This window comes from Acidimicrobiales bacterium, assembly GCA_035540975.1.
In the GTDB taxonomy this organism is placed as follows: domain Bacteria; phylum Actinomycetota; class Acidimicrobiia; order Acidimicrobiales.
Genome location: DATLFN010000156.1, coordinates 1 through 12,951 on the forward strand (window position 1 = coordinate 1; position 12,951 = coordinate 12,951).

At 75.0% G+C, this 12,951-nt stretch carries 10 protein-coding genes, 1 tRNA gene and 1 riboswitch; of the genes, 2 read left to right on the plus strand and 9 right to left on the minus strand.

The annotated features are described in order from the left end of the window. Positions 1–26 precede the first annotated feature (26 nt). Positions 27–1,871, minus strand: a complete 1,845-nt coding sequence (locus tag VM242_15560) for an N-acetylmuramoyl-L-alanine amidase (protein HVM06577.1) — start codon at positions 1,869–1,871, stop codon at positions 27–29. Positions 1,872–2,027: 156 nt separating this feature from the next. Between VM242_15560 and VM242_15565 the strand changes: the two genes are divergently transcribed. Further along, complete coding sequence (locus VM242_15565) at positions 2,028–4,256, plus strand: VCBS repeat-containing protein (GenBank protein ID HVM06578.1); 2,229 nt, start codon at positions 2,028–2,030, stop codon at positions 4,254–4,256. Positions 4,257–4,310: 54 nt separating this feature from the next. On the opposite strand, the gene VM242_15570 is transcribed toward VM242_15565, so the two are convergent. The 7 genes from VM242_15570 to VM242_15600 form a co-directional block, all read right to left on the minus strand. Further along, entirely contained in the window at positions 4,311–5,495 is a 1,185-nt protein-coding gene (locus VM242_15570; GenBank protein HVM06579.1) for a glycosyltransferase family 4 protein, read from the minus strand. After that, complete coding sequence (locus tag VM242_15575; protein HVM06580.1) at positions 5,492–6,580, minus strand: glycosyltransferase; 1,089 nt, start codon at positions 6,578–6,580, stop codon at positions 5,492–5,494. Before VM242_15575 ends, VM242_15570 begins: the two co-directional genes overlap by 4 nt. Before the next feature lie 4 nt (positions 6,581–6,584). After that, the gene (locus VM242_15580) at positions 6,585–7,688 is read right to left on the minus strand and encodes a glycosyltransferase (protein HVM06581.1); all 1,104 of its coding nucleotides are present in this window, start codon (positions 7,686–7,688) and stop codon (positions 6,585–6,587) included. Between the two features lie 2 nt (positions 7,689–7,690). Beyond that, positions 7,691–8,731, minus strand: a complete 1,041-nt coding sequence (locus tag VM242_15585) for a hypothetical protein (protein HVM06582.1) — start codon at positions 8,729–8,731, stop codon at positions 7,691–7,693. Positions 8,732–8,807: 76 nt separating this feature from the next. Then, the gene (locus VM242_15590; protein ID HVM06583.1) at positions 8,808–9,413 is read right to left on the minus strand and encodes an ATP-dependent Clp protease proteolytic subunit; all 606 of its coding nucleotides are present in this window, start codon (positions 9,411–9,413) and stop codon (positions 8,808–8,810) included. Between the two features lie 40 nt (positions 9,414–9,453). Continuing rightward, positions 9,454–10,071 (minus strand): dienelactone hydrolase family protein, encoded by a 618-nt coding sequence (locus VM242_15595; protein ID HVM06584.1) that lies wholly within the window; start codon positions 10,069–10,071, stop codon positions 9,454–9,456. A 90-nt stretch (positions 10,072–10,161) separates the two neighbouring features. Then, on the minus strand, positions 10,162–11,388 hold the full coding sequence (locus tag VM242_15600) for a CAP domain-containing protein (protein ID HVM06585.1): 1,227 nt from the start codon (positions 11,386–11,388) through the stop codon (positions 10,162–10,164). A gap of 40 nt (positions 11,389–11,428) precedes the next feature. Continuing rightward, positions 11,429–11,519: riboswitch (cyclic di-GMP riboswitch) on the minus strand. An 878-nt stretch (positions 11,520–12,397) separates the two neighbouring features. Between VM242_15600 and VM242_15605 the strand changes: the two genes are divergently transcribed. Beyond that, positions 12,398–12,479: transfer RNA gene (locus VM242_15605), tRNA-Leu, on the plus strand. A gap of 279 nt (positions 12,480–12,758) precedes the next feature. Here the strand turns inward: VM242_15605 and VM242_15610 are convergent. Next, the coding region (locus tag VM242_15610) for a hypothetical protein (GenBank protein HVM06586.1) at positions 12,759–12,951 on the minus strand (193 nt) is incomplete at its 5' end.

Here is a 12,951-nt window from a genome sequence, read left to right on the forward strand (position 1 = left end):
GTCGTCGCCGCGCTCGCCGGGGGCGGTCAGGCGGGGACGTCGAGCACGGCCAGGTCCACCGCCGCCGACGCCGGCGCCAGCCCCGGCGTGGCGCCGAAGAAGGGCGCCGTGCCGAAGGCGAACACGCCGCCGTCGGCGCCCAGCACGTAGTACCCGAGGGCGCTGGGCACCGACCGCAGAGCGGCGCTGCCGGCGTACGACGGCAACCGGAGGGCGGGCACGCTGCCCCGGAAGGGTGCGCCGAAGGCGAACACGCCGCCGTCCCGGGCCACCAGCCAGTAGCCGGAGCCGTCGGGCGTCCGCTCCATGGCGGCGACGGGCGAGTTGAGGGCGATGGCGCCCGTCGACCCCCGGAAGAGGGCGTCGCCGAAGGCGAAGATCCCGCCGTCGGAGGCCACCAGCCAGTAGCCCCGCCCGGTGGACGTCGGCGCCATGCCGACGACCGGCTTGTTGAGCTTCATGGCTCCGGTCGACCCGAAGAACTGGGCGTCGCCGAAGGCGAAGATGCCGCCGTCGGAGGCCACCAGCCAGTAGCCCCGCCCGGTGGGCGTCGGGGCCATGCCGACGACGGGCTGGTTGAGCCTCATGGCGCCCGTCGACCCCCAGAACTGGGCGTCGCCGAAGGCGAAGATGCCGCCGTCGCCCCCGAGGAGCCAGTAGCCCTTCTGGAGCGGCGTGAGCGCCATGCCCCGTATGGGGGACCTGAGGCTCGCCGCCCGGGCGTCCCCGAACGGCCTGGCCGCCCCGTGGGCGTGCACGCCACCGTCCCGGCCGGCGATCCAGTAGCCGCGCGCCACGCGGACCGACGCCACCAGCTCGGCGACCCGCAGCCGGACGGCCGGGAGGCGGGCGTACAGCCGGTCGCCCGGGCACTCCGTCGCCCGCACGTCGCGGTGCCCGGCCACGTTGTCGAACACCCGGGGTGCCGAGCCGTCGGCCGGCGCGAACGCCGACGCGCCGCGCGGGTCGATCTTGTGGCGCGCCGCCTTCCACGCCAGCCACCCCTCGAGGGCGGCGACGGCGGCCGGGGTCGGCGACACCGAGGTGAAGTCGCCCAGCAGGGCGACGCCGGCGGATCCGGTGTTGGCGCCCTCGGCGTGGGCGCCGATCACGCCGTGGCGGGCGTCGTTCTCCCCCGTCGGGATCTCCCCGGGGAGGTGGGCCCGGGCGAAGCGGCCCTCGTAGACGCGGCCCTGGGCGTCGACGAGGACGTTGTACCCGATGTCGTCCCAGCCCCGGACCCGGGTGTGGAACGCGTACATGGCCCGGATCGTGGCGGCCGGGTCGGGGTCGTGGTTGGCGGTGACGGTGTGGTGGACGATGAGCTTGGTCACCGGGGCGAAGCGGGGCGTCCCCGTCCGGAGCGACTCGTCGGCGCCCCACTGGGCCCGGGGCACGACGGGTGGCTGGGGCGGGCCGGCGGTGGCCTCGGGCCCCTCGGCGCCCGAGGCGGGCGGGGTCGACGCCCGCACCAGCCGGCGGGGCCCGTTCTCGGCGTCCAGGGCGGCCACCTCGACGTCCGACGCCGGGCCCGCCAGCACCCGCGTCCGGACCCGCACGGCGCCCGGTGCCCGCAGCAACCCGCTGTAGACGACGCCCCGGTCGGAGTCCTCCAGGTCGTGGGCGACCGCGACGCCCTGCCACGGCTGCCACCCGGCGGCGGTCCGCCAGCGGACCTGGACGGAGGCGTCGTGGGACCCCGTCCAGCGCAGGGCGAGATGGGTGGCCGGGAAGTCGACCGCCTCGCCGGCCGCCTCCCCCGCCTCGTCCAGCAGGTCGAGACGGGTCTCGGGCGCGCTCCACGCCATCCGCACCGGCACCAGCAGGGTGGCCGCCACGACGAGGAGCGCGACGACGATCCGTGTTCGCACGAGGCATCACCGCCGGGTGATCGCAGGTGCCGCCGCGGGGCCGGCGGTACAGGGAGTCCGTAGACCCGCCGATAGTTTACGGGTGGACGAACCGGGGGACGGGCAACCGGCCTCCGAGCCGCCTGCGAGCCACTTCCCCCAATGCCGAGGAGCTCCGTGCCCACTTCGATCCCGCCCCGGCGTCGCCTTGCCGTCCTGCTCGTCCCCGCCGTCGCCGCCGCCGGCCTGGTCGCCGGCGCCTCACCCGCCTCGGCGGCGCCCGCCCAGCAGTGGTCGGTCGACCTGCCGTCCGCCGTGCGGGAGTCGTCGCCGCTGGTCGTCGACCTCGACGGTGGGAGCCCGGACGTCGTCTTCGGCGCCCACGACGGCAAGGTCTACGCCCTCCACGGCGACAACGGGTCGCCCGTCGGCGGCTGGCCCCGCCAGACGTCGCACGCCGTCAACTCGTCACCGGCGGCGGCGGACACCGACCGCGACGGCCGCCCGGAGATCTTCGTAGGTAGCGGCGTGGGCAGCCACGGCCAGTGCTCCGGCGGGGCCCTCTACTCGTTCGACCACGACGGGAACCAGCGCTTCCGCCACCAGGGCGCCGACCAGGACTGCGGCAGCCAGGCCGTCCACTCCACCCCCGCCGTGGGGGACGTGAACCGGGACGACACGGCCGACGTCACCGTCGGCACCCTGGGCCTCACCATGCCGTCGCTGTTGCACAGCGGGGCCATGAACCCGGGCTGGCCGTACTACACCGACGACACCGTCTTCTCGTCGCCCGCCCTGGCCGACGTGAACGGCGACGGCCAGACCGACGTCGTGGTGGGCGGCGACTCGAGCCCCGGCGCCCCCATCGACCACCGGGGCGGCCTGGTGCGGGCGATCGGCGGCGCCGGCAACACCCTGTGGGAGTTCCGGGTCAACGAGATGGTCCGGTCGTCACCCAGCATCGGCGACATCGACGGCGACGGTCAGGTCGAGATCGTCTTCGGCACCGGCGACTACTGGGCGCGCCAGCCCGGCGGCGCGACCGACTCGACGAAGGTCTTCGCCCTCAACCGCGACGGCACCCTCAAGTGGGTGCGCGACACCGGCGGGTACACGATGGCCTCGCCCGCCCTCGCCGACTTCGACGGCGACGGCGTCCTCGACGTGGGCATCGGCACCTTCGAGGGCCCCAACCCCGGCCGCGTGTTCGCCCTGCGGGGCACCAACGGGTCCGACCTGGCGGGTTACCCCCGGGCCTCCGGCGGCGGCGTGGTCCTCGGCGGCATCGTCACCGCCGACCTCAACGGGGACGGCGCGCAGGACATGATCGTGCCCACGGGCGGCGGTCTGTTCGCCTACAACGGCCGCAACGGGGCGGCCCTGTGGGGCGTGGCCCAGGGCACGACGGCGTTCCAGAACTCCCCCACCGTCACCGACGTCGACGGCGACGGCCTGCTCGACATCATCGCCGTGGGTACCCGCCCCAGCGGCGCCGGCGTCGCCTACCGGTGGGAGGTGCCGGCGGGTGACAACGCCAGGTTCGGTGCCAACGGGTGGCACACCTTCCGCCGCGACGAACGCCGCACCGGGTCGTGGACGAACCCGCCGCTCACCCAGGCGGGCGTGAACCTGTGCGCGGCAGCCGGGCCGGGTGGCTACTGGCTGGTGGCTCGGGACGGCGGCGTCTTCGCCTTCTGCGAGGCCCGGTTCTTCGGCTCCACCGGCGCGCTCCGCCTCAACCAGCCCATCGTGGGCATGGCGGGCACGCCGTCCGGCAACGGGTACTGGCTCGTCGCATCGGACGGGGGCATCTTCGCCTTCGGCGACGCCGTGTTCCGGGGCTCGACGGGCGCCATCGGCCTGGCCCAGCCCATCGTGGGGATGGCCCGCACGCCGACCGGCCAGGGCTACTGGCTGGTGGCGGCGGACGGGGGCGTGTTCGCCTTCGGCGACGCCGTGTTCCGGGGCTCGACGGGGGCCATCCGCCTGGCCCAGCCCATCGTCGGCATGGCGGCCACGCCGAGCGGCCAGGGCTACTGGCTGGTGGCCTCCGACGGTGGGATCTTCGCCTTCGGGGACGCGGTGTTCCGGGGCTCGACCGGCGCCATCCGCCTGGCCCAGCCCATCCGCTCCATGGCGGCGACGCCGAGCGGCCAGGGCTACTGGCTGGTGGCCTCCGACGGTGGGATCTTCGCCTTCGGAGACGCCGTGTTCCGGGGCTCGACCGGCGCCATCCGGCTCAACCAGCCGGTGGTCGGCCTGTCCCGAACCCTCAGCGGCTCCGGCTACTGGCTGGTGGCGACCGACGGTGGGATCTTCTCGTTCGGAGCGCCGTTCTTCGGCTCCACGGGTGCGATCCGCCTCAACCAGCCCATCGTGAACATGGCCGTACCCCGGGGCGCCTGAGCGCCCGGGGGTACGACGCCCGGTCGCTGGCCCTGCCCGCCGGCCCGGGCCGGCTCAGCGGGCGGCCCGCTCCGCCGCCCGCTCGAGGAAGCCCCCGTAGCGCTCCATGATCCACGGCCAGGCGAAGTGGCGTTCGACGTGGGCGGCGCCCCGGCGGGCGAGCTGCGCGGCCAGGCCGGCGTCGGCGACGAGCCGCGAGACGGCGACCTCGAACTGGCCGTACCCGGTGAACGCCAGGCCACCGCCCGACCGGGCGACGTGCTCGGCGGTGGCAGCGCAGAACCCGTTCACGAGCACCGGGATCCCGGCCGTCCACGCCTCGACCACCACGATGGAGAACGCCTCGAACGGCGAGGGGGAGACGAGGGCCACCGCGCCCCGCAGGGCGCCCCACTTCACCTCCTCGGGAACGGGCCCGGCGGCCACGATGTCGGGGTGGGGAGCCACCGGGTGGACGACCGGCCCCGCCAGCACCAGCTTCAGGGGGCCCGGGCGGCGCGCCTTCAGGGCGGCGAAGAACCGGGCCAGGACGCCCGTCCCCTTGCCGTCGTCCACCCGCCCCAGGCAAAGCAGGTAGGGCTCGTCGCCCAGACCCAGCGCCCGCCGGGCCGCCTCGGGCGTGCCCGCGCCCGGTTCCACGCCCAGGCCCATCACCACCTGGGGCGTCGCCGCCACCGGGAACCGCTCCTCCACCAGCCGGCGCTCCCCGTAGGTCTGGAACACCAGCCCGCCGACGCCGGCGAACACGTCGCGGAACAACGGGAGGCGCAACGGCGCCTCGTCGTGGGCGGCCGGGTGCATCACGGCCCGTCGCCCCACGGCGGGAACGCCGCGCACCGTCGGCCAGTAGAGGTAGGGGTAGAAGACGACGACGTCGGCGCCGCCGTCGGCCGCCGCCGCGACCAGGTCGGGAGCCACCGGTCCCTGGAGGTCGATCCAGCGCCGCTGGTCGGCGGGCGACGCGTTCTCCGGGGCCGGCAGGACGCGGGCCGAGAAGGACTCGAAGCCGGCGGCCCGCCCGGCGGCCGAGCGGAAGCGGCGGACCCGCACGCCGTTGAGGTCGGCGTCGCCGGGCGGGTACTCGTCGGCCCACGTGCGGGAGTCCGCCGCGCACGTGGTGAGCGCCTCGACCTGCCAGCCCAGCTGGGACACCAGCCGCTCGGCCAGCATCCGGGCGCCGTACTCGGCACCGCCCAGGACCTCGGTGCCGTAGCGCGGCACCACGAACGCGACCTTCACGGGCCGCCGATGCGCTCGAGGACCTCCGTCCAGCGGGCCCGGGTGCGCTCGGGCGAGAACGCCGCCAGCCGGGCCGTGCCGGCGGCGACCAGGCGGTCGCGCAGCGCCGGGTCCGAGAGCACCCGGTGGACGGCGGCCGCCACCGTGGCCGGCGCCTTCGACTCCAGCAGGACGCCGCCGTCGCCCAACGTCCCGGGCACGGCGCTCGAGGCGAAGGCCACGATGGGCACCCGGTGGGCCATGGCCTCGAGCAGCGGGATGCAGAAGCCCTCGTGCTCCGAGAGGCACACGAGCACGTCGGCGGCCCGGTAGTGGGCGAGCAGGCGGCCGGCCGGCACCGGCCCGGTCAGGCGGACGGCGCCCGCCAGACCGAGGACGGCGACGTACTTCTCGATCGCCGACCGGTAGGCGGCCGACGACGACCCGCCCACCAGGTGCAGGCGGGCGGCCGGGTCGTAGACCCGCCGGTAGGCGGCGAACGCCTTGACCACGTCGTGCTGGCACTTGTTGGGCGACACCCGCCCGACGAACAGCCACTCGGCGCCCGCGCCGCCCTCCACCAGCTCGGCCAGGGCACGCTCGTCGATGTCGCCGGCGGCCTCGAAGAAGGCCGGGTCGAGCAGGATGGGCGCGGTGGCGGTCGCCGCGTACCCGGCCCGGCGCAGCTCCTCCTCGTTGAACGGCGAGTCGGCCACGCCCAGCACCGAGCGGCTCGCCAGCTCGGGCAGCTGGGCCCGGCCCCACGAGCACCCGTAGGCGGCGCCCGGCTCCCACCGCTCGAGCATCTCGGGGGGCGTGACGTTGTGGTGGTCCACCACGAGGGGCTCGGGGCGGCCCCGCACGAAGTCGGCCACGACCGAGCCGATGGCCATGTGGTACATCAGCACGTCGCCCGGCCGGGCGGGCACCCGCCGCCCGTACTCGGTGTGCCGGCGGGCCCTGCCCTCGAACGCCGGGGCGACGAACTCGGCGAACAGCTCGGCCTCCACGCCCAGCCGCTCGCGGGCCAGGCGCTGGAGCTCCAGCATGTGGCCGCCGACCGCCCCGGGCTCGAAGGTGGGCACGAACTGGTGGAGCGCCCTCACCGGCTCACCCGGCGCCCCGGTCGGCCAGGAACTTCCCGACGACCTCCCCGAAGCGCCGGGTGGAGCGGTCGAGCGAGAAGTCGGCCGCCCGGCCGGCCCCGGCCGCCGTCAGCTGCCGGCGCAGGGCGCCGTCGGTGACCACCCGGTGCACGGCCGCCGCCACCGTCACGGGGCCCTTGTCGTCGAGCAGCACGCCGGCGCCGGCCACGGTCTCGGGAACGGCGGCCGCCGCGTAGGCGACCACGGGGACCTCGAGGCGCATGGCCTCGATCACCGGCACGCAGAACCCCTCGTGCTCCGACAGGCACACGAACACGTCGGCGGCGCCGAAGTGCGCCCGCAGGGCCTCGGCCGGCACCGACCCCGGGAGGGACACGGCGGCGCCGAGGCCCAGCGCGGCCACGTAGCGCCGGAGCACCGTCACGTAGGCGTGGGAGCCGGGGGTGCCCACCAGGTGCAGTCGGGCCTGCGGGTCGTACAGGCGGCGGTAGGCGGCGAACGCCCGCACCACGTCGTGCTGGCACTTGTGGGGAGCGACCCGGCCGACGAACAGCCAGTCGGCGCCCCCCGCCCGGCGCGCCCGCCCGAGCCGCTCCGTCGTCGCCGGGTCGGGCTCCACTCCGGTGCCGTCGAGGTCCACGAGCACGGGCGCCACCGCCGTCTGCCGGTACCCGGCGCCGGCCAGCTCGGCCTCGTTGTAGGCCGAGACGGCGATGCCCAGCTCGACCGTCGCCGCCAGCTCCCGCATCTGGCGCCGGCCCTCCCGGCACTCCACGGCCACGTGCGGCTCCCACGGCGCGAACAGCTCGGCGGACGTGACGTTGTGGTAGTTGACCAGCGCCGGCTCGGGCCGGGCCTGCACGTACTCGGCGACCGCGCTGCCGGTGGACAGCTGGTACATCAGCCAGGTGCGGTCGCCGGCGACGGCCCGCCGCCGGGCGAACGACCGGTACGGGCGGGCCCGGCGCTCGTGGCGGTTCACGATGCCCTCGGCGTAGATCTCCGACTCGACGCCCATCTCCCGCAGGATCCGCTGGACGTGGAGGGTGTGCGTCCCGATGGCGTCGCGGGGCGCGAACGTCGGGATGAACTGGTGGATCGCCGTCACCGCTACGGGCGGGTGGCGGCGACGGCGTAGGCCGTGGGCGGGAACAGCACGGCGTTGAGCCGCTCGAGGTTGGCGGCGAGGACGGGGTCGGCTCCCGGCACCGGGGCCAGGACGCCGCCCGCCGGGGCCGTGCGCCGGCTGGCCACGGCGGCGTCGAGGCCCCGGGCCCGCAGCAGGTGGCACCACGTCTCGTCGTGCAGCGGGCGGGCGCCGGCGAGGTCGACCTCCACCGGCGGGCGGTGGCGCTCCCACCCCCTCGGGTCGGCGCTCACGACCACCACCTTTCCGCCCGGGGCGACCCTGGCGGCGGCCAGGGCGGCCAGGTCCGCCAGGGCACCCACGGGGAGGCGCTCGACGCAGCCGCTGAGCACGAGGCCGCCGAGGGCGTCGTCGGGCAGGGCCCGCAGGTGGCCGGCGACGTCGTCGGTGCGCACCTCCAGCCGGGCGGGGGCGGGCCGCTCCACCGGGTCGACGCCGTAAGCGTCGAACCCGGCGTCGACCAGGGCGGCGACCAGCCCGCCGTCGCCCGCCTCGGCGTGGAGCACCCTCCCGGAGACCCCCGCCAGCAGCTCGAGCACCACGGGGGACCAGAACCCGGCGTCCAGGGGGGCGGCGGCCGACGCCGCCTCCACCCGCAGGCGGGCGGGGGCGGGAGAGAGGCGCTCGAGGTCGTCCACCCGCGTCCCCAGGAGCCGCACCGCCCTGGTGACGGCGGCCGCGAACCCGCTCACCTGCTGGGCGACGTAGCGGACCTCCCAGATGATCGCCTTGCGGATGACCCGCTTGACGTGGCCCACCAGCGGTTGCGCCGAGGCGGTGGGCGCCAGGACGTCGACGAACGTCGACTGCTCGGCCCGCTCCAGCACCTGGTCGAAGTCGTCGCCGATGGCGTGGACGGGGGCGAAGCGGGCGAAGGCGAGGTCCAGCTCCCGCTCGAAGCCGGCGGGCAGCTCACCGGACTCGCGCAGGCGCCGCACCTCGGCGTCGATCTCGGCCCGCAGCCGGTCGTGGTCGATCCCGGCGCCGTCGCTCACGTCGGTCACGACCGCCGACGCTAGCGGGAACGGGACCGGCCACGCCGCCGGCCCGGGTGGGTGACGGGGCGCCGGCCGGTGCGAGCTACGGCTGGAGGGCGGGCGCCTGGTGGGCCTTCTCGATCACCCGGTCGATGAAGCCGTAGTCCAGGGCCTCCTGGGCGGTGAACCACCGGTCCCGGTCGGAGTCTGCCTCGATGCGCTCGACGGGCTGGCCCGTGTGGTGGGAGATGCGCTCGGCCATCATCCGCTTCAGGTAGATGATCTGCTCGGCCTGGATGGCGATGTCGGCGGCCTGGCCCTGCATCTGCCCCGACGGCTGGTGCATCAGGATCCGCGAGTGGGGCAGGGCGTAGCGCTTGCCGGGCGTGCCCGCGCACAGGAGGAACTGGCCCATCGAGGCCGCCAGGCCCATGCACACCGTCGACACGTCGCACGGCACGTACTGCATGGTGTCGTAGATGGCGAGGCCGGCGGTGACCGAGCCGCCCGGTGAGTTGACGTAGATGCTGATGTCCTTCTCCGGGTCCTCGGCGGCGAGGAGCAGGAGCTGGGCGCACAGGAGGTTGGCCGACGGGTCGTCCACCTGGGTGCCGAGGAAGATGATCCGCTCCTTGAGGAGGCGCTGGTAGATGTCGCTCGAGCGGTCGACGAACTGCTGGGCCACGGCGGCGGGGAGGGGCGAGGGCATGGGCCCACGCTACCGCCGAGCACCGCGTCGAGGACGGCCGCTACCCGCCCCCCTGACCCAGGTGGCGCCGCAACCACGCCAGCAGGGCGGCCCACGCGTCGCTCGCCGCCGCCGCGTGGTACCGCGGGCCGGTGTCGTTGAAGAACGCGTGGTCGGCGCCCTCGAACGTCCGGATCTCGTGGACCAGGCCCGCCCGCTCGAGAGCGGCGACGGCCCGGTCCCGCGAGGCGTTCACCCGGTCGTCCCGCCCGGCGTACACCCCGAGCACGGCCGCCATCGACCGGCTGAAGTCGGGCGTCTCGGGCGCCGGCCCGTAGAACGGGACGACGGCCGCCAGCCGCGGCTCCCCCACCTGGACCAGCTGCCACGCCATGGCGCCGCCGAAGCAGAACCCGACGGCGCCCACCTCGACGCCCGGGGCTCGCCGGCCCAGCTCGTCGATGCCCGCCCGCAGGTCGGCCACGAGGCGTTCGTCGGGGGCGGCACCGAGTGCGCCGCCCGGGTCGGATACCGAGGCGGTGCCCCCCTCTGGCGAGAGGAGGTCGACGCACAGTGCGGCGTAGCCCTCGCCCGCCAACCGCCCCACCAGGTCGAAGAAGTGGGGCGTCAGCCCGCGGTTCTCGTGGACCACCAGCACGGCGGCCCTCGGCTGCGCCATGCCGCGTCACCCTAGGAGACCCGGCGCGCCTTTGGGCCCCGGACCGGGGCCCTGAGGCGCCCGATCCGAGACCGGACCGTGCGGCGACCCTCAGGCGGCGGCGGCCACCAGGGCGGTCACCGGCGAGGGCAGCGCCCCACCGCCGGCCGAGCCCAGGAAGGCGGCGTCGCCGAAGGAGAAGATGCCGCCGTCGGCCGCCACGAAGCGGTAGCCCTTGCCGCTCGCCGAGCGGGCCATGCCGACGATCGGCTGGTTCAGCTTCATGGCGCCCGTCGAGCCGTGGAAGACGGCGTCGCCGAAGGCGAAGATCCCGCCGTCCCGGGCGACCAGCCAGTAGCCCTTGCCCGCCTTGGTCGACGCCATGCCCACCACCGGCTGGTTGAGCCTGGTGGCGCCGGTCGACCCGAAGAAGGCGGCGTCCCCGAAGGAGAAGATGCCGCCGTCGGCGGCCACGAACCAGTACCCGCCGCCCGTCGGGCTGGCGGTCATCCCCACGATGGGCTGATTGAGCTTGATGGCGCCGGTGGAGCCGAAGAACCTGGCGTCTCCGAAGGCGAAGATGCCGCCGTCCCGGGCGACCAGCCAGTAGCCCTTGCCCGTCGGCGTGGCCGCCATCCCGACGACGGGCTGGGCCAGGCCCTTGCCGCCCATCGAGCCGAAGAAGCCGGCGTCGCCCTGCGTGAGAACCGAACCGTCGGCCGCCGCCAGCCAGGTCCCCGACCCGGTGGCGGTTGAGGCGGCGGCCACGACGGGCGACCGGGTACCGACGCCGGGAAGAGCGACGGCCGCGCCGAACGAGTACGTCTGCCCGCCCGTCCCCGCCATCCGGTACCAGTCGCTGCCCGAGGTGACGACGGTGGCCGGCACGAAGGTGGCGGGCGCCTGCATGAACACCTGGGTGACCCACAGCTTCGGGCCCGACCAGACGACGCCGATGCCGACGGTGTTGAACTTGCCGTCCGTCATGTTGGCGAAGTGGGGCGGGCTCGCCACCAGCGCGTCGTGGATGCTCTGGACCCCGGGGCCGTAGCCGACGTTCTCGCCGAGCGCCCGCCAGCCCGAGGGCACCTGCGTCGACAGCAACGGGTTGTGCGACATCACGTTGACCGTCGCCATGGCCGACGACCAGTTGCGCGCCACGTCGCGGAGCCGGGCGTCGACCACCAGCGGCGCCAGCCCGCGTGAGGTGCGGAGGGCGTTCAGGCGGTCCACGAACCCCTGCTCGTCCGCCGGGTTGGCCGACGCGCCACCGACCAGCAGGGGGATCCCTGCCAGCACGATCGCCACGGCCACGAGCGTCTTCGCCACCTTGCCCACGACGTACGCCTCCTCGCATGCGGGAGGCGCCGCCCCCCGTTTCGGTGGCCCGGCTGCCATGCGGGGGGTCGCCCGCAGAAGGCCCGTGGCTTTGCGTCGCCCGGGTTTCCCCGGGGTTGCCTTTTCGTTCGGTCACCCGTGGTGTCGGCACGGAGGCCGGCGAAGTTGACGCCCAATCGGCCCCATCGCTCCCCCGTCGCGCCTTCGGACCGGAATCGGCCCGGCGCATGCGGCGGTCGGCTCGGGGGCCACCGGGGGCATGCCGGCGTGCCGCCTGTCCCGACGGGCGTGGAGGCGGGCGCTCGCCGGGCGGAACGGACTGCCGAGGCGATCGTCCACGGAGATGCCGGGAGCGCCGGCGGGCGCAGGGGTGCCCCCGGGTGCTTCGTGCGGCCGCTACCTGGGGCTGTTCTCGCGATAGGTGGCGACCAGCCCGCAGACCACGGCAACGACCAGGACCAGGACGACGGCCGCTTCGATCACGATTCCTCCTCAGTCGACGTACACCTATGTACCGTACTAGTTCGACGTCGACCGCGAGGTCCCTGCCCGCCTTTTCGCCGCCGGTGGGCCCGTTCGTCGCCCCCCGTCGAGAAGCAGCGTCGAGGAGCGGATCGGGCGAGCCGCCCCTCCGGTCGCCTCGGTCGTACCGTCAACTGCGCCGGTCGCGGCGCCGGTGAGCCTCGAGCTGCCGCCGGTAGGAGGAGAAGACACACTCGGTGGTGCAGCGTCCGTCCTGGGCGAGTCGGCGCGCGCACCGTGGGCAGACGGCGACATCGACCTCGGCTTCCGGTTCGACCGTCGTCCCGGGCGCTCCCACGTCAGTCGAACGTACGGGGCCCAGGTCTGTCGACGGGGTGTGGATTCGGAACGGGCCCGGGAACAGGCCGGACGCCTTGCCAATCCACAACCCGGGACGCCCGCTCAGCCACCAGCCCACAGGCCCCGTCGGCGCCACCGATCCCGGAGCCCGCCGGATTAGCCTGCAAGACAGCGGGTCACCACCCACGCGGGCGTGGCGCAACTGGGAGACGCGCCGGGTTTAGGTCCCGGTGCCGAAAGGCATGGAGGTTCGAGTCCTCTCGCCCGCACAGCCTGTGAGCAGGGGTTTCTCGTTGCTCGCCGTCGCCCGGGCGCACGGGGTGGGTCGGGGTACTGTTTGCCACCATTGTGCAACCCAAATGGCGGGCGAACGCGGTGCCGTCGCCTCCGCTGGACCCGGCGTGTCCCTCGGCCGTGCTTGTCCCCGAGCCCGTTCAGGAGGTGGCGGCCGACCGCCAACCGACCAGGTGATCGCGAGCGTCAAGACCGCCGCGACGGGCCCGCCCGACCGGGCCCCTCGGGACGCCGGAGAACGGCACGTCGGCTGCTCAGATCCTGACGACGGTCACGTTCCTCGGCTCGGATGCGCGCACGACGTCCCGGGGGTCGCTCGTGAGAACGACGACGTCGCTGCCAGTCGAGGTCTGGGCCACCGCGCCGAGATGGGCGTCGGCGATGCTTACGCCAGTGCCCGTCACGATCCTTGCTGCTCGGTTCGCCAGGTCGGTGTCCAGGGCGACG

Excerpts from the sequence above, each read along its gene's own strand:
- VM242_15590 (HVM06583.1), bottom strand. The coding sequence starts at position 9,413 with ATGCCCTCGCCCCTCCCCGCCGCCGTGGCCCAGCAGTTCGTCGACCGC.
- VM242_15595 (HVM06584.1), bottom strand. The coding sequence starts at position 10,071 with ATGGCGCAGCCGAGGGCCGCCGTGCTGGTGGTCCACGAGAACCGCGGG.